At 39.6% G+C, this 24,401-nt stretch carries 19 protein-coding genes and 1 pseudogene; 8 read left to right on the forward strand and 12 right to left on the reverse strand.

Translation table 11 applies throughout. The features are described 5' to 3' along the window. Positions 1-54: 54 nt before the first annotated feature. Both fpoF and mer read right to left on the reverse strand, forming a co-directional pair. The gene (gene fpoF, locus MSBRW_RS03940; RefSeq protein WP_011305294.1) at positions 55-1,095 is read right to left on the reverse strand and encodes a F420H2 dehydrogenase subunit FpoF; all 1,041 of its coding nucleotides are present in this window, start codon (positions 1,093-1,095) and stop codon (positions 55-57) included. 115 nt (positions 1,096-1,210) lie between these two features. Next, a complete protein-coding gene (mer, locus tag MSBRW_RS03945; RefSeq protein ID WP_011305293.1) occupies positions 1,211-2,197 on the reverse strand; it encodes a 5,10-methylenetetrahydromethanopterin reductase in 987 nt (328 codons plus the stop codon). A 747-nt stretch (positions 2,198-2,944) separates the two neighbouring features. Between mer and MSBRW_RS23190 the strand changes: the two are divergent. The 6 genes and pseudogenes from MSBRW_RS23190 to MSBRW_RS21720 form a co-directional block, all read left to right on the forward strand. Beyond that, positions 2,945-3,169 (forward strand): annotated as a pseudogene (locus MSBRW_RS23190) (IS481 family transposase); the annotation flags it as partial. Between the two features lie 576 nt (positions 3,170-3,745). Continuing rightward, on the forward strand, positions 3,746-4,642 hold the full coding sequence (locus MSBRW_RS03950) for a right-handed parallel beta-helix repeat-containing protein (RefSeq protein ID WP_011305292.1): 897 nt from the start codon (positions 3,746-3,748) through the stop codon (positions 4,640-4,642). A gap of 679 nt (positions 4,643-5,321) precedes the next feature. Next, positions 5,322-6,005, forward strand: a complete 684-nt coding sequence (locus MSBRW_RS03960) for a flavodoxin family protein (RefSeq protein WP_011305291.1) — start codon at positions 5,322-5,324, stop codon at positions 6,003-6,005. Between the two features lie 94 nt (positions 6,006-6,099). After that, complete coding sequence (afpA, locus tag MSBRW_RS03965) at positions 6,100-6,726, forward strand: archaeoflavoprotein AfpA (RefSeq protein ID WP_011305290.1); 627 nt, start codon at positions 6,100-6,102, stop codon at positions 6,724-6,726. Positions 6,727-6,789: 63 nt separating this feature from the next. After that, a complete protein-coding gene (locus MSBRW_RS03970) occupies positions 6,790-7,296 on the forward strand; it encodes a ferritin family protein (RefSeq protein WP_011305289.1) in 507 nt (168 codons plus the stop codon). 514 nt (positions 7,297-7,810) lie between these two features. Continuing rightward, a complete protein-coding gene (locus MSBRW_RS21720) occupies positions 7,811-7,948 on the forward strand; it encodes a hypothetical protein (RefSeq protein ID WP_155398105.1) in 138 nt (45 codons plus the stop codon). Positions 7,949-8,645: 697 nt separating this feature from the next. Here the strand turns inward: MSBRW_RS21720 and MSBRW_RS03975 are convergent. From MSBRW_RS03975 to MSBRW_RS04015, 9 genes are all read right to left on the reverse strand, one after another. Next, positions 8,646-9,221, reverse strand: coding sequence for a cyclase family protein (locus tag MSBRW_RS03975; RefSeq protein WP_196298024.1), 576 nt, complete (start codon positions 9,219-9,221; stop codon positions 8,646-8,648). Between the two features lie 234 nt (positions 9,222-9,455). Further along, positions 9,456-10,472 carry an isocitrate/isopropylmalate dehydrogenase family protein gene (locus tag MSBRW_RS03980; RefSeq protein WP_011305287.1) on the reverse strand — a complete coding sequence of 339 codons (1,017 nt, stop codon included), beginning with the start codon at positions 10,470-10,472 and terminating at the stop codon, positions 9,456-9,458. A gap of 64 nt (positions 10,473-10,536) precedes the next feature. Then, positions 10,537-11,097 carry a manganese efflux pump MntP gene (locus MSBRW_RS03985; protein WP_011305286.1) on the reverse strand — a complete coding sequence of 187 codons (561 nt, stop codon included), beginning with the start codon at positions 11,095-11,097 and terminating at the stop codon, positions 10,537-10,539. A 462-nt stretch (positions 11,098-11,559) separates the two neighbouring features. Beyond that, complete coding sequence (locus MSBRW_RS03990) at positions 11,560-11,955, reverse strand: hypothetical protein (RefSeq protein WP_196298025.1); 396 nt, start codon at positions 11,953-11,955, stop codon at positions 11,560-11,562. 518 nt (positions 11,956-12,473) lie between these two features. Further along, positions 12,474-13,355, reverse strand: a complete 882-nt coding sequence (locus MSBRW_RS03995) for a DUF7714 family protein (RefSeq protein WP_011305284.1) — start codon at positions 13,353-13,355, stop codon at positions 12,474-12,476. A gap of 195 nt (positions 13,356-13,550) precedes the next feature. Further along, positions 13,551-14,048, reverse strand: coding sequence for a homoaconitase small subunit (gene hacB / locus MSBRW_RS04000; protein ID WP_011305283.1), 498 nt, complete (start codon positions 14,046-14,048; stop codon positions 13,551-13,553). A gap of 178 nt (positions 14,049-14,226) precedes the next feature. Continuing rightward, complete coding sequence (locus MSBRW_RS04005) at positions 14,227-16,749, reverse strand: oligosaccharyl transferase, archaeosortase A system-associated (protein ID WP_011305282.1); 2,523 nt, start codon at positions 16,747-16,749, stop codon at positions 14,227-14,229. A 556-nt stretch (positions 16,750-17,305) separates the two neighbouring features. After that, positions 17,306-19,819 (reverse strand): oligosaccharyl transferase, archaeosortase A system-associated, encoded by a 2,514-nt coding sequence (locus MSBRW_RS04010; protein ID WP_011305281.1) that lies wholly within the window; start codon positions 19,817-19,819, stop codon positions 17,306-17,308. A 57-nt stretch (positions 19,820-19,876) separates the two neighbouring features. Beyond that, entirely contained in the window at positions 19,877-21,031 is a 1,155-nt protein-coding gene (locus MSBRW_RS04015; protein WP_011305280.1) for a glycosyltransferase, read from the reverse strand. Between the two features lie 79 nt (positions 21,032-21,110). On the opposite strand from MSBRW_RS04015, the gene MSBRW_RS04020 reads away from it, so the two are divergent. Continuing rightward, positions 21,111-22,205 (forward strand): glycosyltransferase family 4 protein, encoded by a 1,095-nt coding sequence (locus MSBRW_RS04020; RefSeq protein ID WP_011305279.1) that lies wholly within the window; start codon positions 21,111-21,113, stop codon positions 22,203-22,205. 99 nt (positions 22,206-22,304) lie between these two features. Further along, positions 22,305-23,360 (forward strand): glycosyltransferase family 4 protein, encoded by a 1,056-nt coding sequence (locus MSBRW_RS04025; protein ID WP_011305278.1) that lies wholly within the window; start codon positions 22,305-22,307, stop codon positions 23,358-23,360. 2 nt (positions 23,361-23,362) lie between these two features. Here the strand turns inward: MSBRW_RS04025 and MSBRW_RS04030 are convergent, their stop codons facing one another. Continuing rightward, complete coding sequence (locus MSBRW_RS04030) at positions 23,363-24,391, reverse strand: glycosyltransferase family 2 protein (RefSeq protein WP_011305277.1); 1,029 nt, start codon at positions 24,389-24,391, stop codon at positions 23,363-23,365. Positions 24,392-24,401 lie beyond the last annotated feature (10 nt).

The raw sequence follows: 24,401 nt of genomic DNA on the forward strand, positions 1-24,401 counted from the left end.
CGTATTTCAACCTCCAACAATACATTTATTATTTATTCTCGATATATTCTGATTTCATACAGTTTCGTCACGGATTCCTGTCTCAAAGCTGAACTCTTTGCAGACCTCTTTGAAATGTTCAGCATTATTTTTGCGCTTCATATCAATAAGCTTTTTTACAAGTTCAAGGCCAGGCTTGGGATCTTCCATAATCTCCATTTCTTCGCGGACCATCTCGAAGTATTCCTCTCCGGCATCTGTCCTTATAAAGACCGAGTTCCATCCATCCGGAGCACCAACCGAGCCTACAGAAATATCGGCAAAGACTGAAGTGTAGTCACAGCAGTGATGGCAGGGGTTTCGGGCATATTTGGCTACGTCCTTGATAGGCACGGAGTGAACCTCACCGTCACTGGTGTAGACCCAGAATTTACCTTTAGTGAACTCCATCTTCCTGACATCTTCGATCTTGACTTTCATAATCTCCGGGATTATTTTATCAAGCATTACATCATGATGAAAACTTTCCATACATAGTAGTCCAATGATAAGCACAATTTTCTCGCTTACATTTTCCCTGATCAGCCGCGCAGAATGAGCCTGGCAGGGTACCCCAACAACTGCAATTCTATCATATTTTTCGAAGGCTTCCCTGAGGGCTGCAACAACCGGATCAGAAGTATACTTGGTTCCTCTTACCTTCTCAACATCTTCAGCACTTGTCAATAAAACGACTTTTGATTCCCATTTTTCGTCTCTAGTAATTCCTACTGCGCAGTCGATTTTGCCCTGCTTGAAAAGGGATTTAAGGATACCACTGGTAACTCCTCCATCCTGACTGCCGGCATTTTCCTTGGACCTTGCGGCAAAAAACTTGCGTACATTTGCAAGTTCATTCTCGATGAAGCCGTCTACTACTGGACAAATTCTGCTGCAGGTTAAGCAACCTTCACAGACCAGATATCCTGCTCCTTTTTGATACAGGTTCGGATCGTTCGGATCACGAATTTCTGCCGCCTTCCTTACAGTTACAGCTCCTATAGGACACACGGCCTCGCATGCTCCACAGGCTGCGCATACGTCATGTTCTATGACTTCTGCAATCTTTGGTGGCAATTAGTTACCTCCAACACCTTGATATGCTTGCCTTACTGGCAAGACGTTTTTTAAAAATAAAATAAAAAATTAAAAAATCAATGAAATTAAAAAATTTATGCAGGATGTAATAAACTTACATCTTTGCAATGATTTCTTTACCTATAAGCTTTATTGCTTTCTCTTTGGCAGGACCGATCGGAGATCCAGCAACGATCTGAGTAACTCCGATTGCCTCAAGGTCCTTGATTCTCTTCATGCAGTCATCAGGAGTTCCACATATAGAAAAGGCCTCGATCATCTGAGGGGTAACAAGTCCACCCATAAGAGCCCCGAAATCTCCTTTGGCAATGGCTGCACCTATCTGGCTCTTGGCTTCGACCGGAATTCCATGGCGCTCGAGAACAAGGTCAGGGGAGCCTGCGACAATGAAAGCAACCACTACTTTTGCGGCATTGACTGCTTTTACAGGGTCCTTATCAATTGAGAAACAAGCATATGCTGTAACATCAACTTCGCTCGGGTCGCGGCCGGCTTTCTCGGCTCCTTTCTTAATCTGTTCGACAGCAACTTCGAAATCCTTCGGGTGGGAAGCATTGATAAGGACACCGTCTGCGATCTCACCAGCAAGTTCAAGCATCTTGGGGCCCTGGGCACCCATGTAGATAGGGATATTTCCGGCTTTGAAAGCGAGCTTGGCACCTGCAAACTTTATCATTTCTCCGTCCATGGAGACCTTCTTGCCTGAAATAAAGTCTCTGATTGCCTGAATTGCTTCTTTGGTGGTTGCAAGAGGCTTTTTCCATGCAATGCCCATGGCATCGAAGGTCGCTTTGTCTCCGGGTCCAAGGCCTAGAACTGCCCTGCCGCCTGATATCTCGGCAATTGATGCAATGCTGGATGCAGTAATTGCGGGGTTTCTGGTGTAGGAGTTTGTAACACCGGGACCGATCTTAATACTGTTAGTGTTCAGGGCAAGAACGGTAAGAGTGGAGTACACATCACGGTTGTTGTAATGGTCAGTGATCCAGACATGGTCAAATCCCTGCTGTTCTGAGAGCTTTGCGTAATATGCGATCTTTAAGGCGGGATCGCTCGGCACAAATTCGATTCCGAACTTCATCTCAAGTTACTCCTGATTACTGTCTATTAATTTAATGGGTCGTTTTTTGTCCCCAAAATATTTCTTTTAAATAATAATTAATATCCATTATAATAGACATCAATTATAAATCTTATATGATTTCACATAACAGTATTTAAGAATCTATATATATTTAACTGTATTAATCAACTTATATAAAAGCATCCGAATAAAATAGTTTATTTATTTTGCCTCATTGTGAACTTTTCAAGCCTGAATCAATAAAGAAAGATAATCATACCTAGGACTTACGCACTTGTACGGCAAAATCAAGTACAGTAAACTTCATAGTTAAAATTTTACTTTTGGGATGCTATGGGTTTACTGCTATTGTTTTGTACTCCAAGTGCGTAAGTTCTAATACCTTAAAAACCTTTTCCAGAAACTAGTACTTGAAACCGCAGTTTCAAACTGTACCACTTGGACTATGAAAACGAAACTGAGAGAAACTGGGCTTTTTCGAAGAAAACTTTTTTTCCAAATTGGCAAAAAGTTTATATTGGAAAATGGCATTCGATGACGAATGTATTTTAGAGTTAATCTTATTTCTGGGATCCAGTTTCCAGCGATTCGATTTGCGGCTGATGCTTGTTATGTAATTATCCTGTCAATAGTTTAACATCTAAATACTGCCGGAATTAGACCACACTATAAAGTTGCCGGATATAGTCGGGGTTTGTGCAGTATTGCCATATGTCAACTGTTTGCTCTTTCCGATATCGATAGTTGAAAGGAGAATCTATCTCGACAATATCTGAGATCCTCTGGATCTCAGCTCGTTGAGTCCAGTAGATTTATTAAGAGCACGTTGACACTGGGCAGTTTCTTCAAGTTGGCAATAATAATCTTGGAAGACCAGGTAAACAGTTATCATTTGATGAGAAAAAGTTATTTGACCAAGCTTATTCCGATTATAAGTTTGGAGCTTGTTACCTTAAGATTCTCATTGAAATATCCTGAAATAATATATACTATATAAATTTATTTGAGTTAATACCAAAAATATTTTATAACAAAATCACATAACCAGGTGTGTCAACTCAGAAATTCAATAGTGATGAATCAAACCTTTTTAAAAAGGAGAGTTGATCTGGCTAAAGGCCGTATTAGGTAAATAGATGATATTGACCAGAAGGCTACTATCCTGTGGTCAGTAGCATTTTTGATTTGTAGAAGCCAAAACTTCTAGTTTCCGGCTACCTCCAGTGACTAATCCCTATACGTTATTGGAGAGTGGATACTCTGTGTGCAACGTGTCCGCCCTACTAAATCACAGAGAACCGAATTGGATAGGTTCAAACAATATTACGCAGACGTAATAGGAATCTGAATACCCATATAGAGCCGACCTGATCTGAGAATTCCATTCAAAAATTCAAAATCCCTACCTGATTAGATTAGTTCGGAAAAGTAAGTATTACGAGTACGTAATATGAAATTTTGAGAATATTTGGGAACGAAGTACCTTACTGTATGTTTTTTGATTTCACTTAAATCCCTATAAAAATCCAACCCAAAGGTGATACGATGCAAAAAAGACAACTAGGAACCCTATTCCTGGTAACATGCCTTATTTTAACAACTGTACCGGCTGCGTTAGGTGCTCAGAGTACAAAGGTAGTAACTGTTGCAGGAGACGGAAGTGGAGACTACAATTGTGATGGAAGAGCCGATGATGTCCAGATTAACCAGGCTCTTGAATTTGCTGCACAGAATCCGGGCACAACTGTCCACCTTAAAGGTCCATTCACATACGATATAAGTGATTCCCTTCGGATCGGCAGCAACACAGTCCTTGAAGGAGATTCCGGTACAAAGATTAAGCTTGCCAAAGGACTACCGGTCTGGGGTGGGCGTGATAGCAGTATTTCAGAGAAGAAAGCCATGCTTATGGTTAGAGGCAGTTCTGCAAGCGGAGTTACAATAAAAGGCATAACTGTTGATGGCAGCCAGTCCGACTATTATTCTGGTGTCAGGCTCGGAACCTCCTGTTATAACATGGCAACTATGGTAAACTGCAACGGATTAACAATTCAGGATGTTACGTTCCAGAATGGATGTAATGATGCAATGCTCATTTCACAATCCAGCAACGTAGTTATAGATTCGGTAACTGTAAACAAATGTGGACACGATGGTGTATATGCCTATCACGTAAACGGCATTACAGTTAAGAATTGTAACTTTATTAACCGGACTAATTCGTCCGTTCGGTTTGATTCCGTTACTAACGGGGTCATGAAAAACAATGAATGTACTACATCTGGCGGTGGATACGCAGGTCTGGAATTGCAGGGAACTCTTAAAAACATAGAAGCTTCTGGCAACTATTTCCATGACTTATCTGCTCCTGCAGTAGTACATTTAAATACAAAAGAAACCAGTGTAAATATCCACGATAACAGAATTGAAAACTGTGGATAAGATATTTTCTTAATTGGAAAATTCTCAGTTCATCAACTGAGACTCAATCCAATTTATTTTCTTAGTATCAGGTCAGAATTTATAAGATCAGGAGTTCAAAATTGGATGTTTTCCTGTGAACTTCTGGGCTTCTATAACTTTGTACTAAAGATATTTGTACCAAAGATATCTGGCTTTTTTTACATCTCGATTAACAGCTTTTTCTTGTAATACTTTTTTTTGAAACCATTCATTTTTTTGAAACCGTCTCTCTTATTTGAAACTATCCTTTTTTGAAATCTCTATTTTTTTCAAGCCACTTATATCTGTTTTTATTATTTTGAGTGCATTACTTCTCCAAACGAGTACTTTAGGACATCTTATGCCTTATCCGTTTTTGGAACTTAATAGGTCGTCCTCTCAAGAACATCTAGATAAACTTTTCGGTGAAGGGCTTTTCAACGTACCCTTGATTGGCATGGAAACTTATCCTGAAAAAGGAAATAATATCCTCAGAGCTGGAACAATTTGCTTATTCCTTTCTCCGATAACGTTTACAGAAGACTTAAAGTGTAAGGAAAAAAGCTATGAAAATTCAAGCATAAAACTACTCAGGCATAAAATTATTTGTCAGAAAGACATACCAGCATATACATATATTTGTTTATATACATAATTTCACTTGTAATTCGGAGGGGACATGCAAGAAACCGAAGCCAAACCGATAAAGATACTCGGAATATCAGGGAGTCCCAGGAATATGGCAACTGATTTTCTGGTCCGGGAAGCACTGAAAATTGCGGAAGAAAAATATGGCGCAGAAACCGATTACTTTTCCGCAAAAGGTAAAAAGCTGAACTTTTGCATCCACTGCGACTTTTGTCTAAAAACAAAGAAAGGCTGCATTCACAAGGATGATATTTCAGCCGAGCTTTACGACAAAATGATCTGGGCAGACGCCTGGATTATCGGAACTCCTGTTTATCAGGGAACACTTAGTGCTCAGACCAAAACAATCATGGATAGATGCAGGGCCGTAGTTGCCAGAAATCCAAAGGTTTTTTTGAATAAAGTAGGAATGGGAATTGCAGATGGAGGAGACAGGATCGGGGGACAGGAACCGGCAATCCAGACAATCCTGAACTTTTATGTGATCAACGAAATGATACCTGTGGGAGGAGGTTCTTTCGGAGCTAACCTGGGGGGGACATTCTGGTCGAAGGATAAAGGGGAAGAAGGAGTCTCAGAAGATTCCGAAGGTATGAGAAGCCTTAGAAGAACCCTCAAAAAACTTGTCCAGACAACTCAGCTTGTAAAAAATGCTTCTTCAGGAACGGAATCCAAACCTCAGCCGTCTGAAACTTTAAAAGAAGAAGGCAAATAAAGTAAACTTTGGAAGATGGATTTTTCAGGATTCAGGTTAATCAGGAAGAGAAATAATTTCATGATTTGTCAGAACCAGTTAAGGAGGAGTTATTTTGGTAGAACCATTAAATAAGAAAATCAAGCGAATCGCATGGGGAATAACAGGTTCGGGAGACCAGATGATTGAAACTTACAGCATTCTGGTGGACATTAAGAACCGAACAAATGTTGAGGCAATGGTTTTTCTCTCTAAAGAGGGCGAGACTGTAATGAAATGGTATCATCTCTGGGATAAAATTCAAAAAGATTTCCCTAATTTCAAGGTGGATGCAGGTCCTAACTCCCCGTTTATTGCAGGCCCACTGCAGATGGGATATTACGACTTTTTATTGATAGCCCCGGCAACCGCCAATACCGTGGCAAAAATTGTGTATGGGATTGCAGATACCCTTGTTACAAACGCAGTTTCTCAGACTGCAAAAGGAGAAACACCTATTTTCATTTTGCCTGTAGACCAGAAAAGAGGGAGTGTAAAAACCTCTGCACCTAGTGGTAGAGCCTTTGAACTTAATATGCGCGAAGTAGATGTTACAAACTCGGAAAAACTTGCACAGATGGAAAATATCATCGTGCTTACAAGTCCCTACGAGATTTATGACATATTCGGGATTGAGCGACCTTCTGAAGATATAATTCTGAAAGTTAAAGAACGAAAAAAGAAGAAAGCTAAGGAAGAATAAGAGAAATAAGAACTTTAAAAATGGGGAAATCTGAAGAGATACGAATCAGAGGGAGCAAGAAGTATGAGAAACACATATCAAGATGTAGTAGAGGAAGTAAAAAATCTTAAAGGAATTGAAGAAGCTGTAGCTTTGGCAATTGAAAGAGAAAAAGAAGCAAAAGAATTCTACCTGAGTAAAGCTGCTTTAATGGACAGACCGAAATTTAAGGCACTCTACGAGTATCTGGCAAATGAAGAGGCAAAACATCTTGGCTACCTTGAAAAATATCGGGATCAGAACGAGCTGCCCGTAGCAAGTACGGAAATTCCGAGTGGCCAGTCTTTCACCCCTGAGTTTGATACGGGTCGCGTAAAAGGTGGGGAGATCACACTTGGGGATGCAGGCATTCTTGTTGCAGCCATGAGGCATGAGAGAAAAAGTGAGGATTTCTATCTGGAAGTCGCAAAAAGGGTCGACGACGAAAACCTGAAAAATTTCTTCGAAATGTTGGCAGGCTACGAAAGAGGTCATTATGAGTTAATTGATCAATTCCTGGAAGAGATTACCAGTTTCCGAATGCAAACCTGAAAAGTAGGAGAGCCAGGTATGGATTGAAGAAAAAGGTAAAATCATTGAACTCTCCAGCGGTGTATACCGGGCACAGGCAATCGATTGGGATGAGGGGACTCTCATGGTTTTATCATTCCTTTAGATGTAGATGAAAAAGCATGGATGAGACGAGATAAGCCTGGAAAGAAACTTGCAACTCATTAAAAAAGTATTAATAGTAGTTTCATCTTGTCTCTCCGTTTAACATTTATCTTTTTCTATCTCTCCGTTTAACATTTATTTTTTTCCGTCTCTCTGTTTAACATTTATCTTTTTCCATCTCTCCATTTAGTACTTATTTTGCTTCAGCTCTCCGTTAACATTTTTTTCCTATTAGCATTCTTTGTTTTTTGAAAGTCTTCTGGAAAAGTTTTCAGCTTCAGTGGCCATAGAGCCTGAAATTTTTGTCGGATGGCTTGCAAGAAATACTTTCACTCTGCTAGGCTGAGATTAATAAGTACTGAAGTAGTTTTTAGGAATAGAGGTGAATAAAATGGAGGAAATATTCAAAGGATTAATTGAGCGTGCTCAGTATTATGAGCAGTTTGAAAGTTACAGGAACAGAAACCTTTCAGTACACTTTGAAGAAATGCCTGCACTTAAAATAAAGGCTTCAGCAATGAGTATGTGATATAAGATTTACTTACGTCAGCCTGAAAGTGACTTAATTTGCATAATAAGCTGCAAATTAACAAGCTGTAAATTAAAAAACTGCGAGTTAAAATCTGTAAATTAAAAAACTGCGAATCAAAATGATGTAAAACCTCTATAGAACTGGAACGTTGAGAAGTAAGTTTCAAAATAAGTCCATTAAAGTAAATCTCAAGAACAGACCAAATAAGACGCAGACTTCAAGAACAGACCAGAGGAGTAAATCACAAGAACAGACCAACGAAAATTAAAGGCGGAGCGAAACTTACTTTTCAATCAGTTCCATTCAAACCTGTTATTTCCATCCCAGTTCCACATGATAAATTTTGAAGTCAATATTTTATAACTATTTTTGAAAACATCTGCCGCTCAAATGGTAAATATTTTATAAATGTGAGTGCTAAATATTATATGGATTATGGGGGATCCACATGAATGAGTTTTTTGAATAGATAATCGAAAGAGCTCAATACTATGAGCAGTTCGAACTTTTTAGAGAATATAAGCAAACGTTCCAGAGAACTCAAATGATGAAAAGCAAGTTTGGAAGAAAGGAATCATTTGTGGGGAAATCCTAAAAAACAATTCAAGAATCAAACACAAAAATAGCTAAAATATAAAACAGTCAAAATATAAAATGGTCAAAAATATAAAACAGGATTTTATTATGAAACGTGTTATTCTTTAACAAGTATCACTCTTGCCGGAGCTCCGTCCGTATCTATACGTAGAGGCAGGCCTATGAATGTATATTCTCCTTCATGAATGCCGGCAAGGTTGAGCCCTAAGAACAAAGTTGTGTTATTTATCAGCAGCTCACGGACTTCATCGTCCCCTTCAGGCTTTTTAATGCTGAGATAATCAAATCCCAGAGTTTTGATTCCGGCATTGACGAGGTATTCGGCTGCGTCCATTTTAAGGTGTACATAATTCTCAAGGAATTTCACGTACCCAAGGGCCGAGTTTCTGGTCTTGAGAAGCACTATTTCTTCAGGTCCGATTTCAAATTCTTCAAGGTCTTGCCTGTGAATTTCGCTTTCTACCAGTGCAAGGTCAAAAACTCTACACTTTCCATAAAAATGGTCAAGAGGCAGATCAGCAGCTCCTTCTCTACCGTCCCGAAGATGCAGTTTGGACTCTACGTGAGTACCTGTATGGCTTCCCAGGGTCAGGATAGACTCATTTACTTTATCCCTCGGGACAGAGGCATATCTCTTTATAGAAGGTCCCGGCTTTCCCGGATATACAACCATTTCTTCCGTAATAGGCAGCGAGATGTCGAAAAATTGACGCAGAATGAACCCCCCATTCATTCGTTAGCGATAAGTCAGAATTTAAGTGCGCAGTCATTTTTGATAAAAATGTAACTGCGCCTTATTATAAAAAAGGGTTTAAAGCATTAAAAACTCTCCTCTGGCAGGAGGCTATCCAGCCCTCCAAGTTGAACTGTGTTATCAAGTTGAACTATGTTATCAAGTTGAACTATGTTACCAGGGTGGGCTGCGCCGATCCTGTATATTACTCAACACATATTCCGCAACTGCGTTTCCTACTTCCATTGTGCTGGCCGTTCCTCCGAGGTCAGGAGTGATGATTTTCTTTTGAAGCACATAGGCTATTGCCTCATCGATAATTTGAGATCGAGGTTCTCCCATCCATTCGAGTAGCATCTTTACACAGAGGATCGCAGCAAGCGGATTTGCAATGCCCTTTCCGGCAATGTCAGGTGCGCTCCCGTGCACAGGTTCGAAGAAGGCATATTTCTCCCCTATATTGGCGCTTGGGACAAGGCCGAGACTTCCTACAAGGGCTGCGCACATATCACTTAAAATGTCTCCGAAGAGGTTCGTTGTAACCACAATGTCATACCTTTCAGGGCGCATAATAAGGTTGTAAGCCATCGAGTCAACCAGCATATCCTCATATTCCACGCCGTTAGCACTGGCAGTTTGCCTGCAAACATCGAGGAACAGCTTGTCGGATTTCAGGACATTGGATTTATGGACAATGGTCAGCTTGTTCTTTCTTTTCTTTGCAAGCTTACAGGCATATTCTGCAATCCGCTCGGAACCTTTCCGGGTGACGACTCTTTTCGTCCAGGAGAGTTCAGGCCCTATTTCTTCAATTCCCGAATACAGCCCTTCAGTGTTTTCCCTGACAATAATAAAATCGAAATCGTTTCTCCCGGTAACTCCTGTTATGCCGGGCAGAGGTTTTACAGGCCTGACATTAGCATACAGATCCAGTTCTTTTCGTATGGTCAGGAGCACGCTTTTGTAATTCGGATCCGGTACAGTAGTAATTGCTCCAAAAAGGACAGCATCGCACCCCTTTATAGTTTCCAGATCATTATTTGATATTGCAGTTCCTGTTCTTTCCCACCGGGTATAGCCAAGTTCTAGGGGAACTTTTTCAAACTCAAGCCCGAAAGCATCAAGGACTTTAACAGCTGCAGGGATTATTTCCCTACCTATTCCATCACCTTCGATTACAGCCAGTCTCATATTAACTGCATCTTAGTTAGGGGTATATGAATCTGGCGTAACTTTTTGAGATCTTGAGGATTTGTCAGATCCAGAGAAGATGTTCGGCAAGGATTTTTCCACCAATCCCTATGAGAATAAGCCCTCCAATAATCTCAACTTCGTGCTCAAAAAAATGACCTATTCTGTGTCCCAGGACTGCTCCGCAGAAAGACATGACAAAGGTCACACAACCTATTATAATCACAGGTTCAAGAATAGGAGTATTGAGAAAAGCAAAGCTAATTCCCACGGCAAGGGCATCTATACTTGTAGCGATTGCGAGCATCAGAAGCACAGAATAATTGAGGGAATTTATCTTCCCATCCGGGTCTCCGTAAAGAGCCTCATAAATCATTTTGCCTCCTATAAAGGTCAGAAGCCCAAAAGCAATCCAGGAAGCATAGTTTGATACAAAGCCGCTTACTGCACTCCCTCCAAGCCAGCCCAGTACGGGCATGAAAGCCTGAAATCCTCCAAAAAAGACAGCAAGCTTCAGTGCATCCTTTTGATGAAAAGGCCTTATCGTAGTACTGCTGGACATGGAAACTGCAAATGCATCCATTGAAAGCCCAAGTCCTAAAAGGAAATTAGTAAGGAAAGACATTAAGTGAACTCCAGTTTCGTTTTATAGATAGGGTTTTTCGGGATAGTTAAACCTTCAGTATATGATTTAGAGATAATTAGAGCTTTAACACATGATTTAGGCATCATTAGAGCTTTAGTACATGAGGATATTTGAGACTTGAAATCCTCAAAATACCTCTGTGTCTGATTATTGCCCTTTTGATGATTCAATAAATCTACAATCAGATTTAAAACTATGTTTTCTGTGCAGGTCACTAATGAAAAATACTGTTTGAGAGGATACTGGATAATAAGATCTCGTCAAACTCCAGACAGACTAAGCCTGAAAGGTCTGCGTAACATGATTAGAACGGACAGTGTTTAAATTAAATTGCTGTGCGGATATTTTCACACTCTGCTCGCACCTTAGTTCTGTTCATACATATTGGCATAGTCTTGGCCGCATTTCGGTTAAATAACTCTGCTTGTACCTTAGTTCTGCTCATACCTTAATTTCAGATTTTTCTTCAACCATTGTTTTTGTTTTATTGCCCGATATGCCTGCCCTCACTTTTCTATAGACGGTATACTTACCGTTGCCTTCATAAGAAACAGCATATTTATACTGATTTCTATTAAAAAACTTAAAGCCTTTTCTATAAAACGCCGGATATTTTACAACACGCAGTGGATCAAGCGAATATCGCTGGTATATATTGTTGTCCGCGAGAGTTTTAACCCAATCAGGTATCATATTCACCTGTTGATACTTCTCCTGAATATTATGCCCAATGATTGCGTTATAAGCAAGTGAAGCCTGCACCGCAACTGTTACAAACACGAACTTCAGCAAGAAAACCCCCACAATGAATCCAATAACCCCCACAGTCATGAGCAAAAGAATAGCATTACCCCCAGATTTAATTTTGTTATGTAATCGGCTACCCACTTCCGATTGCATGAGTCGCTTAAATCTTTGACGTTCCCCTCAAATTCCCTCAATTACGAGCGTCGCTGGTAAATGATCCCTTAAAAGGATGTTCTTCATAGATTATAACTTTTTCCAAATTTTGTCAGAGATTCCTATATATACTAAACTAATGTATGTATAATGAAAAAAATCATGATTTAATCACAAACATGTGATTAATTAACGTTGGTCAGACTCTTATACCCAAGATTGTTACTGACAAAAAAGTAATACGAGTCCTGCTCTTCTAAGTGAATCCAACCTACGTGTTTATCGTCAAGCGTTGATGAAAATTGGAGAGCAGGAGCAGGCAGTATTAATGCTCAAAAAAGGTACAAAATAAGTAAATAGAATTTCGCACATGGCAATTTATTTAATCATCAGTTTCCAGTGGTACGTTTCCACAAGTAAATTTAGCAGTCTTGCAGTTTACTTTGTGAACACTCTTACACGTTCTGGCTATTTAGATTCTCTGAACTCTGTCTAAGACGGTTTACAAGTTTTCGGATAGCTTCAGCAACCTGGTACTCCGATGCTCCCCAGTGAACTACAGCTCCGTCAAACCCCGAAATCTTTACAAACCCTGAATTCTCAGACCTGCAGCAGCGGGTAATAAAGGATTTTGAGGGCACAACTATTTCAGACTTGAAAGGACAGATGTTTATAAAGGAGTATTCAAGTTCAGGAAAACGCATCTCAAAAAGAGTCTTCGAAATCTCGCATCCTACAAGTAAATGTCCATTTTCTGTGAGCACATCCGAATCCAGGCACTTGCCTTCCAGTCCAGACGCGCTACATGGAAAAACTGTATTTTTCCCTTCAAAGCGCCTGAGGTCAATTATCTTTTCAGTAAACCTGATTTGGAGATCCCCGAAAATGCCACTGGCTTCAAGCCTTTTCACAACAAGAGAAAGCCAGGATGGATAAGGAGGAGCAACGTCAAGGATTTCTAGCTCAAGAATGCTTGAAAGGTCAGGGGCATGAATAAAAGTGACATGCTTATCCATACCTGTAAAAATTACGGTGTTCACTTCGCCGGTACAGAGCTTTTCTGCAGTTTCGATCAGGAGTGTGCGGTCTTTTATGTTTAATTCCCTGTCATACTTTACCACCTCTTCTCCTGAGGCTATTGTTTCGAGAGTTTCAACTTTCCTGAGCAATCCCTCTCCGCTTTTTTTTACGTGATAAACTGCATATTCGTACTCGCCTGTCTGAGGATTTTCTTTTTCTGCAATCAGGTAGTCAGTCAGAAAATAGATCGGCTCCTCAGTGCCCGGGCAGAAGGATTTTGTTATGCCCACATACTTATACTCATCAGGAAAAATCATAGATATCGTTTTCTTTGGGTTATCTTTTTCTTTGGGTTATTGTTTCTGGGTTATCGGTTCTAGGTTACCGATTCTAGGTTATCGATTCTAGGTTACTATTATTTTAGTAATTGCCAAATTGAATTAATTTCCGGCATGTTTTCGGCGTATTTTTCAGTGTATTTTTTCGGTATATTTTGATATTTACCGGACAAATTATTCTTTTTGCTTGCTCTTGAGTTTTTTTCTATGAGTTACAAGCCCGCCGTCAGCAAGTATCTGGAGAAGGAAATCCGGCAATTTATTTCCCCTGAATGTGCCTTTACCTGAAACTGTAACCTCGCCTTTTAGCAGATCAACCCTGACCTCATCGCCCTCCTGGCACTCTATATCGGCTTCAATAAGAGGTAACCCTACATTGATTGCATTTCGGAAAAATATCCTTGCGAAAGATTTTGCAACAATGCAAGCTATACCTGCATGTTTTAAAGCAAGGGGAGCTTGTTCTCTTGAGGAGCCGCAGCCGAAATTGCTGCCTGCTACAATAACATCCCCTGGCTTTACTTTTTTTGCAAACTCGGGGTCAATACCTTCCATTGCATGAGCTGCAAAAACCTGCATATCTTTGGTCCGCAGGTATTTACCAGGAATGATTACATCTGTATCGATATCGTCTCCGAATTTCCAGATTCGGCCTATGATAGGGTTTTTCATCACACTTCACCTGCGAAGTAGGTTTTTTTAATGGTATATCTAGATAGCGGGAAAATGAAGTAAAACTGCAGACCTGACTTAAAAATAAGGTTGAAAAGATAGAATCCAAGAATAAAAGCAAAGGGATAAGAAGGAAAAATAAAGGTGAAGAGAGTACGCAATAGTACACTCCGTAGCTTTATACCTTTATTTGTTCTCCCTTTAATACAGCTTCCTCACTTACTTTCACTTCTTTTGTCGTATCGCCATAGCTCAATACATAGGGTCCTGAAGGTGCAGTATCAAACTGGGTTTCTCCTGTAATTGGGCCGTCGGTTGAATAAGGCACTGTGAACTCGTACCTTCCCTGAGAGTCTGTAGTTGTTGACTGCGAGTATTCAAAGGTCCTTCCCTGATCCGTAAGAATTGTCGTATTTATATTAACGGTCTCATTGGGGGAAGCCGTGCCTGTTATGTTTGCACCTTTGACGTACTCGAAAATTTTTACATAACCGGTATTTACTTCTGAGAGTTTGCCTCCGTAGAAGTAATTGTATATCTGTTTATACCCTACCTCGTCAGTTTGGTAGGCCTCAGTCTCGTGAACCATACGGTACTGTTTCAAGCCGTTTCCGTCAAAAATATGCAGTTTTGCTTCCATGGAATTATAATATCGGGTAGATGGTATGCTCTGATATTGGCTGCCTGTCCAGTAAGCCTGATAGTAACCATCAGTATCAAGAGTCCAGGCAGGCATTGCCCCGAATATCTCTGTAGCCATTCTGGCATCAGACATTATATATCGTGAGCCTGATTTGTCGGACCTTGGGTCTATGGCTTCAAGTATTGCACTTGCTTCTTCTTCCGATGGGGCTGTGAAGAAGGTTGCAGCTCCTGGCTGATTTGTCTCGTTAATGCTTACCCTGCGACCTCCTATTCCTGCCTGGAATGGGTTCGCATTTGGCATCCTGTGCCCTATTGTCTCTATATAGTGTCCGTAATCCCACCAGGACATAACACCATAGGCAGTATCAGGATAATTGAAAAGTTCTCCGTTTTTCGGGGCTTCGTAAACGGCATTGTAGTTCATACCAGGATCCGGGGTGTTTGAGCGAAGCCAGTTACAGGCTTCCGTCCACGGCTCATTTGGCTCGTCTGAGCCAACTGCATATAGCATTGCATATGCATATACCGGATAGATCAGAAATACCACTATAAGCAGGACTGCTAAAACCTGCTGTACTTTGACGAATTTCAATGCTTTCGGGACATCTGCAAGCGATTTTACATTACTTTTGAACTTCTGGTCAAGTTCACTCCATTTCACTTTTTCAAGTAACAGGCCTCCCAGATATGCACTCAGGATTGAAACGTTTATTGAATAGTAGTATGCAAAACGGTTCTGTCCGTAAATTGCGAGGAGAATAAAGAAACTCCAGACAAGAACCAGAAATTCCTGAGGCTTTGGTCTTCTAAACAGGTTTGCAGCCAGAATAAGCATTCCTAGAATAGAAGCGAGAAATCCCGCAGTAGTGAAATTTGAAAAAGCTTTAGACAGGGTAAAGACGCCACTATTATAAAATATAGAAGTAGCTTCACCAATTGTTGAAGGTCCTCCCTGTTGAATCCCAAAAACAGTACTTGGAGCGTTTATAATCAGGGAATAAAGTGATGGAGATAAAACCTTGATAAATATAAGCCCGAGAATTCCAACTCCTATGATTAGTAGAGGGTAGTAATAAGCCTTCATCTGCTTTCTTTTGAATTCCCTTTCAATGAGACTCAAAGCCACAAAGCCTGCCATTGTTCCAATGGATGTGATAACATGGAACCATGAGTAATAGTACATAGAAAACCCCATATCTGGATGGACAAATGGAAGGATAAGTATTGTACTTACCAGACAGGTGACTATGCCTGTAAATCCAAGGTAGTCACTGGACTCATTCCTGAAGTTGTCCAAGATATACTGGAATATAGCGTAAACCAGAACTATTAATAAGAACAGCGAACCTCCTGGCCAGCAAAGTTGGTAGGCTGAGTACATGACTCCCGCCAGAACTGAGTATATAAACGGTTCTTTCAGGACAGTGAATTTCTTATTGAACACGTCTTCAAAACGCAGCTTTTTTTTCTTTGCTGAAATCAAAGCCAGCATGAAAAACATCATGAAGAAAGTACTGAATAGCGACTCGGCAACATGATGGTCTGTGAAGCCGATCATTGAACGGGACAGAAACTGCCCTGGAGCAAATGCAATCAGGATCGCAGCCAGAATCCCTGTTTTATGGCCTCCAAGATATTTGCCTATGTAGTAAACCGGAATGACAGTCAGAGCTCCGAGAACTGCAGGAAAATAAGCTCCTATAGTGTCAACAAGATGAGAGCTGGGATGGCCCAGACCTAGAATCAGTGAAGTAACAGCCATCATTTGATCGAACAATGGACCAAAATGTATGTAACTTCCAGTAGGATAGTTGGTCATAGGATTGAAAAACATCCGGTGGGGGTAGTTTTCAAGCAGAACCCTTAAGGTACGCATATGGTACCATGCATCGTTGGTCGCAAACTTTACTGATCCATCGGATAAGAACACTGAATCTGAAGGAAGTGTTCTGACCCATAGAGATATAAAACCGATTATCGCAACTGCCAGTGTATAAGGCCAGCTGGACTTGATTTTGTTTTGAATTGATGATACAGGATGATCCTGAGAACTCATAATAATCCCCTTTAAGAGGTAAGTTTTTCAATTAAATATATAATTTGTGGAAGAAGAAAATCAAATAGATAATATTACCCTACGCAGGTAAATCAGTCTGATTATTTATAATCCTGCTTATTCATTTTTAGAAACTCCTGCAGCTTTCATAATGAGTCGGGGAGGACAGTCTGCAAAAGATTCAGTATTCCTGGAGGAGGTTTACTTTTCTTTCTCGACTACAGCCTCTCTAAAGCTGCCTATTTGGAAATAGTAATAAGTCTTTTTAAACGTTTCATAAAGACGATGCAATCTTTTGGTTCCACTTTAAGAAGCTCTTTGACATATAAAATAATTTTATTGCTAGTATATAAAAGTATATGTAATCGGTGAATATATAAAAATACTCATTCTGGAAACATGGGGGCTACTTCAAAAATATTAAAAAATAAGCCTCATCAAAAAATAAAAACAAAAATATAAAAGTAGGGAAAAGGAATAAAAGTGTGAGATTAACACTCTGTACATTTATTAACACTCTGTACATTTATTAACACATTGTACATTTCGAGATTTTTCAGACTTTTATCTGTTCTCCCTTTAATACGGCTTCTTCATTTACTCTTACTTCTTTTGTCGTATCGCCATAACTCAATACATAGGGTCCTGAAGGTGCAGTATCAAACTGCGTTTCTCCTGTAATTGGGCCGTCGGTTGAATAAGGCACTGTGAACTCGTACCTTCCTTGAGAGTCTGCAGTTGTTGACTGCGAGTATTCAAAGGTCCTTCCCTGATCCGTAAGAATTGTCGTATTTATATTAACGGTCTCATTGGGGGAAGCCGTGCCTGTTATATTTGCACCTTTGACGTACTCGAAAATTTTTACATAACCGGTATCTACTTCAGGAAGTTTGCCTCCGTATAAGTTATTGTAGACATATTTATACCCTACCTCACCAGTTTGGTAGGCCTCAGTCTCGTGAACCATACGGTACTGTTTCAAGCCGTTTCCGTCAAAAATATGCAGTTTTGCTTCCATGGAATTAAAATATCGGGTAGATGGTATGCTGCCTGTCCCGTAAGCCTGGTAGTACCCTTCAGTATCAAGGGTCCAGGTAGCAATTGAGCTGAATATCCCTGTAGCCATTTTAGCATCAGACACTATATATCTGGCACCTGCTTTGTCAGGCCTTGGGTCTATGGCTTCAAGCACCGCACTTGCTTCTTCTTCCGATGGAGCTGTAAGAAAGGTTGCTGCACCTGGCTGGTTTGTCTCGTTAATGCTTACCCTGCGTCCTCCCACTCCAGCCTGGAATGGGTTCGCATTTGGCATCCTGTGCCCTATTGTCTCTATGTAGTGTCCGTAATCCCACCAGGACATAACACCATAGGCAGTATCAGGATAATTGAAAAGTTCTCCATTTTTCGGGGCTTCATAAACAGTATTGTAGTTCATACCAGGGTCCGGAGTGTTTGAGCTAAGCCAGGTACAAGCTTCTTCCCAGGGCTGAAGGGGCTGAGCGTATACCATTTTTGTATATGACGTTGCAGATCCATATACTGGATAAATCAGAAATACCACTATAAGCAGGACTGCAAAAACCTGCTCTATTTTGACGAATTTCAATGCTTTCGGTATATCTGCAGGCGATTTTACATTACTTTTGAACTTCTGGTCAAGTTCACTCCATTTCACTTTTTCAAGTAACAGGCCTCCCAGATATGCACTCAAGATTGAAACGTTTATTGAATAGTAGTATGCAAAACGGTTCTGTCCGTAAATTGCGAGGAGAATAAAGAAACTCCAGACAAGAACCAGAAATTCCTGAGGCTTTGGTTTTCTGAACAGGTTCGCAGCCAGAATAAGCATTCCTAGAATAGAAGCGAGAAATCCCGTAGTAGTGAAATTTGAATAAACTTTAGATAGAGTAAAAACGCCATAATCGTAAAATATTGACGAAGCTTCCAGAATTGTTGAAGGTCCTCCCTGTTGAATCCCAAAAACAGTGCTTGGTGCATGCATAATCAGGGAATAAAGTGATGGAGATAAAACCTTGATAAATATAAGCCCGAGAATTCCAACTCCTATGATTAGTAGAGGGTAGTAATAAGCCTTCATCTGCTTTCTTTTGAATTCCCTTTCAATGAAACTCAAAGCTACAAAACCTGCCATTGTCCCAAGAGATGTGATAACATGGAACCATGAGTAATAGTACATAGAAAAACCCATATCTGGATGGACAAATGGAAGGATAAGTATTGTACTTACCAGACAGGTGACTATGCCTGTAAACCCAAGGTAGTCACTGGACTCATTCCTGAAGTTGTCCAAGATATACTGGAATATAGCGTAAACCAGAACTATTAATAAGAACAGCGAACCTCCTGGCCAGCAAAGCTGGTAGGCTGAGTACATGACTCCCGCCAGAACTGAGTATATAAACGGTTCTTTCAGGACAGTGAATTTCTTATTGAACACGTCTTCAAAACGCAGCTTTTTTTTCTTTGCTGAAATCAAAGCCAGCATGAAAAACATCATGAAGAAAGTACTGAATAGCGACTCGGCAACATGATGGTCTGCAAAGCCAATCATTGAACGGGACAGAAACTGCCCTGGAGCAAATGCAATCAGGATCGCAGCCAGAATCCCTGTTTTATGGCCTCCAAGATATTTTCCTATGTAGTAAACCGGAATAACAGTTAGGGCACCGAGCACGGCAGGGAAATAAGCTCCTATAGTGTCAACAAGATGAGAGCTGGGATGGCCCAGACCTAGAATCAGTGAAGTAACAGCCATCATTTGATCGAACAATGGACCAAAATGTATGTAACTCCCAGTAGGATAGTTGGTCATGGGATTGAAAAACATCCTGTGGGGGTAGTTTTCAAGCAGAACCCTTAAGGTACGCATATGGTACCATGCATCATTGGTCGTGAACTTCACAATTCCGCCAGGTAAAAGCACTCTATCTGAAGGAAGTATTCTGATCCATAGAGACACAAAACCGATTATTCCAACTGCCAGAATATAAGGCCAACTGGATTTTATTTTATTTTTGAATGATGATACAGGATGATCCTGAGAACTCATAGTATCCCCTTTATAAATTGAACATTATAAATTTAGGTAAAATTATGAAAAAGAAAATTAAATAGATTGTATTAATTCTATGTAACAGTTTATAATTCTATCCCATTTCTGATCAGGAGCTTCGTAATGCTTTCTCTCTCCAAACTGGCTGAGAATAGCTTCTCTAATAGAATCAATATCAGCAGGGGGTACAAAAAAAGTTCCTTCATAGTTAGCCATTGATTCTTTTAAGCCACCTACTTCTGAAACAACAACAGGCTTTCCAAAAGACATGGCAATATGCGCAATTCCACTCTGAGAAGCTCTCAGGTAAGGCAGGACTACCACATCTGCAGCACTGAAATACAGGTTTACTTTTTCGTCAGGAACATATTCGTCTACCAGTGTAATCTTATCATGAAAAGGAGAAGCTTTAATCTGGTCAAGTAATTCCTTGCGGTCTTCCCAGATTTCCCCGACAATCAATAACCGGCTTTTTTCGAGAATTTTGGGGGGAAGCTGTTCAAAGGCCCTGATAAGGTAGGGAGTTCCCTTATACTTTCGAATTAAGCCAAAGGAGAGTATAACGAAATCGTCCTTTATTGAGAGATTTCTTCTTGCTTCTTTTATGTCAAGCAATTCTCCGTACTGGTCATAAAGTCCATGCGGGATCACATGGATTTTTTCAGGAGAAATAGAATACCTTTTTGCAACAAGCTCTTTATCGGATTCGGAATGAGTAATATATGCATCAAGGTTTTTACGCAGCAATTTCCCTGTTATTTTTGAGTATAACCGAATTGGAAGTATTGATTCTTCAAAAGGATCTACAACTTCATGAAATTCGATAATTATTTTAGGTTTATTCAGCAAACCTGCAAATATCTTTAGCAAAAGCTGCATATGCGCAACCGAGGACGTCCACCACTGCAAAACTATAATATCCGGTTTTTGTGCTTTAAGAAAGCGGTATGCTTGAATCCAGGTCAGTGGATTGTTATAGTCCATGCCGTTAAATACAGGTATTCGGGGCGAAAAATCCAGGTCAGAAATATTCTTTCCAACATGGGATTTTCCGGGAAACAGAAAAGTTGGAAGCAACTGCCGAAAGCAAACTACTGAGACTTCTTTTTCCACAGACATGGCATTTGCTAGACGGATAGTATAATAACTGATGCCGCTCAAAAAACGTTTCGAAGGTCCGACTATGCAAACGCTTTTATTAGATGTCATTTGCCTAAACTATCACATTATCTTTATATTAAACTAATGCATTACTCCACATAGATTCCAGTATAAAAGAGGTTCAGCCTTGAAAATAGCCCAGATCTGTCCCCGTTATTCCCCTGACATAGGTGGAGTGGAAACTCATGTAAAAGAAATTAGTGAAAGGCTGGTTAAAGCAGGGCACGATGTGGAGGTTATAACAACCGATCCCACGGGGAAATTGAGAAAGCGAGAGATAATAAACGGAGTAAGAGTTCTAAGGTTCAGATCTTTTGCTCCGGGAAATGCATATTACTTCGCTCCTCAGATCTATACTTATCTCAAAAAGCACGACTATGATATAATTCATGCACACAGTTATCATGCTTTTCCTGCATTCTTCGCATCCTTAAGCAGACACAATGGAAAATTTGTGTTTACGCCGCATTATCACCGGCACGGCCATACTGCATTCCGCGATTTACTGCATAAGCCGTACAGGCTTTTTGGGAAAATGATTTTCTCCAGGGCAGATTCCGTAATATGTGTCTCAGAGTATGAAAAGAAACTTGTAGAATCAGATTTTGAGGTTGCCGCAAAAACCGTAAAGATCCCTAATGGAATAAACCTTAAAGAGTTCGAAGATTTGAGGCAGCCGGGAAAAAGCTTAAATGGGAACTCCGAAAGAGAAAAGCTTCTTCTCTATGTGGGTCGCCTGGAAGAATATAAAGGGGTACAGTACATTATCCAGAGTTTGTCTGAACTTCAGGATTTCCGGTTGAGAATCATCGGAAAGGGGCCTTACGAAGCTGAGCTTCGCGATATGGCAGAAAGTTCAGGGGTGGAAAAAAGGATTGAATGGTTAAAAGATCTGTCAAGGAAAGAACTGCTTGAATGCTATACAGATGCGGATATATTTTTGATGCTTTCTTCTCATGAAGCATATGGAATAACGGTTGCTGAGGCACTGGCTGCGGGAATTCCGTGTATAGTGGCAAAAGGGAGCGCACTTGAGGAGTTTGTGGATGGAAGGAACTGTATTGGGATTGAAAGTCCGGTTTCAAAAGAGAAAGTGACAGGGGCACTGAAGAATATTGTGAGAAAGGAAAAAATAGAAAAATCCGGGATAGATAAAAACATAATGGATTGGAATGAAGTCTCGGCTGAAATTGAAAAACAATACCTAAAGGGCAAAAACTAAGTTAGTCAGGTTAAAGAGTAAACTATTCAGAATAAATAATAAGTCGCTCTTTTAAATTGCGGGATTTTATAAATCATTCCGGATTTCTGGAGAATAAATATGGAAATTGATTATATCAACGGTCTTAAAACAGATGAAAAATTCGGAATGTCAAAGTATCAAAGTGAGATTCACAGCAGGTTAAGTGATATCAAATTAAATCGGATAGAATATCCCAATGTATCAAGAATACCCGGAATTAACAAGGTTGTTGAATGGTTTGCGTATCCGTTCATTGTTAAAAAGAAAGTAGATAAGAACAATGTTAAGAATATAACTCGCCAGGATCTAGCGTTTCTTTTAGAATTAACGGGTTTAGAAAAAACCATTGTTACTTGTCACGATATCATACCTATAGCATATTATAATACCCAAAATCCTCTCTGGAAACTTAATGCAAAGGGATTGAGAAAAGCAGAGAGAATAATTACGGTGTCTGAATTCTCTAAGCAGGATATAAGTAAATACATAAAATATCCGGAAGAAAATATAGAGATTATACCTCCTGCAGTGGATCATAATCTCTACTATCCAGATAGAAGTAAAGAATGTTTATTAAAATATAATATTGGTGACGGTGAAAAAGTAATTTTATATGTTGGAGCTGAAGAACCTAGAAAAAATATCCAATTTCTTATAAATTCATTCAGCAAATTAAAAAATAAAATATCAAATATAAAATTATTGAAAGTAGGGACCCCGAATTACCTGTTTGTAAGAAAAAGACTACTTAAACAGATAGAGGTTCTAAACTTACAGAATGACGTCATCTTTACAGGGTATGTCTCAGAGTCCGAACTGGCAGAGATATACAATGCTGTGGATCTGTTTGTATTTCCTTCTTTATATGAAGGGTTCGGGATGCCTCCTCTAGAAGCAATGGCTTGTGGAACACCTGTTATAACTTCAAATACTTCGTCTTTACCTGAAGTTGTAGGAGATGCAGCTATAGTTGTAGATCCATATGATGTAAACAAGTTTGCTGAAGAAATGTATGAGTTATTAATGAATGATGATCTCAAAGAAGAGATGATTAGAAAAGGACTGAAAAGGTCAAAAATGTTTAGCTGGGATACTTCGGCAAAAAAAACATTAAAAGTATATAAGGAATTGTGACCTTAGGTCAGAATTCCATCCCGAATTCCTTTCAAGAAAGAAATCAAAGATGGCAAAATTTCCTTATTTTTTTGCCGGTAAAAGATGCCACCAATGATCATCCATGCACGAAATCCAAAAAAATAAATTAAATAAGAAATGTATTGTTTTTTTGATGAGTGCTTTTTCATAAACCAAAACTTGTTTCTGGTATGGTGAAAGAGCGTAAAACCGGTTATTTTATTGCTTGTAGCTCCACCTTTGTGCCAGATTTTTCCTTTTGGCACGTAAACTATTTTGTACGATGCTTTAGAAACACGTACACACCACTCAGTCTCTTCAAGGTATGCGAAATAATCTTTATTCAAATACCCGATTTTATGAAATAATTCACTTTTTGCAAGTAATGCACAGCCTATTACACTGTCGACGTTTTCAGGCTCGTCTGAATACTTATTTTCATTAGGTGTCAGGTTAATTACTTCACCTTTGTTCCAATAAATCTTTGCACCTGCAGATTGAATTACTTGAGGACTTTTGTATTCGTATACAGTTGGCCCCAGTATTCCTATGAGTGAGTCACTCTCTGCCACCGTTATAAGTTCTTTTAGAAAATAAGGATCAACAACTGTATCGTTATTAAGTAAAAGAATATAATCTGGATTAAGGTTATTTAAAGCAAATCTAATGCCAATATTGTTTCCTTCAGCAAAGCCGTAATTATTATCGTTTTTAATAATAATCAAATTTTTATTTGGAGCCAGGCTATCAATAGATTTCTTAATAGAAACTGAGGAGTCCAGTTCATTTTTTGTAAATTCCTTTAAATAGAGAGGTTTATTGTCGGGAGAATAATCAAAAAATTGAGATTCAACTTTAATTTTTCCTTCAGCATAGTCTTTTATTTTTTGTATAGAATTATCTTTTGAGCCATTGTCGACTAAGATGATATCATAAAGAGGATATGCTATTTGATAAATAGACTCTAAACATTCTATAGTGTCTTCCCAACCGTTCCAGTTGAGAATAATAATGGCGACCTTGGAAATCATTTTTGTTCCT

Source organism: Methanosarcina barkeri str. Wiesmoor (assembly GCF_000969985.1).
In the GTDB taxonomy this organism is placed as follows: domain Archaea; phylum Halobacteriota; class Methanosarcinia; order Methanosarcinales; family Methanosarcinaceae; genus Methanosarcina; species Methanosarcina barkeri_B.

Bases quoted from the DNA above. Each gene is read 5' to 3' on its own strand.
- MSBRW_RS04015 (WP_011305280.1), bottom strand. From the start codon at position 21,031: ATGACATCTAATAAAAGCGTTTGCATAGTCGGACCTTCGAAACGTTTT.
- MSBRW_RS03985 (WP_011305286.1), bottom strand. From the start codon at position 11,097: ATGTCTTTCCTTACTAATTTCCTTTTAGGACTTGGGCTTTCAATGGAT.
- MSBRW_RS03950 (WP_011305292.1), top strand. From the start codon at position 3,746: ATGCAAAAAAGACAACTAGGAACCCTATTCCTGGTAACATGCCTTATT.
- MSBRW_RS03995 (WP_011305284.1), bottom strand. From the start codon at position 13,355: ATGATTTTTCCTGATGAGTATAAGTATGTGGGCATAACAAAATCCTTC.
- hacB (WP_011305283.1), bottom strand. From the start codon at position 14,048: ATGAAAAACCCTATCATAGGCCGAATCTGGAAATTCGGAGACGATATC.
- MSBRW_RS04030 (WP_011305277.1), bottom strand. From the start codon at position 24,391: ATGATTTCCAAGGTCGCCATTATTATTCTCAACTGGAACGGTTGGGAA.
- MSBRW_RS03970 (WP_011305289.1), top strand. From the start codon at position 6,790: ATGAGAAACACATATCAAGATGTAGTAGAGGAAGTAAAAAATCTTAAA.
- MSBRW_RS03960 (WP_011305291.1), top strand. From the start codon at position 5,322: ATGCAAGAAACCGAAGCCAAACCGATAAAGATACTCGGAATATCAGGG.
- MSBRW_RS04025 (WP_011305278.1), top strand. From the start codon at position 22,305: ATGGAAATTGATTATATCAACGGTCTTAAAACAGATGAAAAATTCGGA.
- MSBRW_RS21720 (WP_155398105.1), top strand. From the start codon at position 7,811: ATGGAGGAAATATTCAAAGGATTAATTGAGCGTGCTCAGTATTATGAG.
- MSBRW_RS04010 (WP_011305281.1), bottom strand. From the start codon at position 19,819: ATGAGTTCTCAGGATCATCCTGTATCATCATTCAAAAATAAAATAAAA.
- MSBRW_RS03975 (WP_196298024.1), bottom strand. From the start codon at position 9,221: ATGGTTGTATATCCGGGAAAGCCGGGACCTTCTATAAAGAGATATGCC.
- mer (WP_011305293.1), bottom strand. From the start codon at position 2,197: ATGAAGTTCGGAATCGAATTTGTGCCGAGCGATCCCGCCTTAAAGATC.
- MSBRW_RS03980 (WP_011305287.1), bottom strand. From the start codon at position 10,472: ATGAGACTGGCTGTAATCGAAGGTGATGGAATAGGTAGGGAAATAATC.
- MSBRW_RS04005 (WP_011305282.1), bottom strand. From the start codon at position 16,749: ATGAGTTCTCAGGATCATCCTGTATCATCAATTCAAAACAAAATCAAG.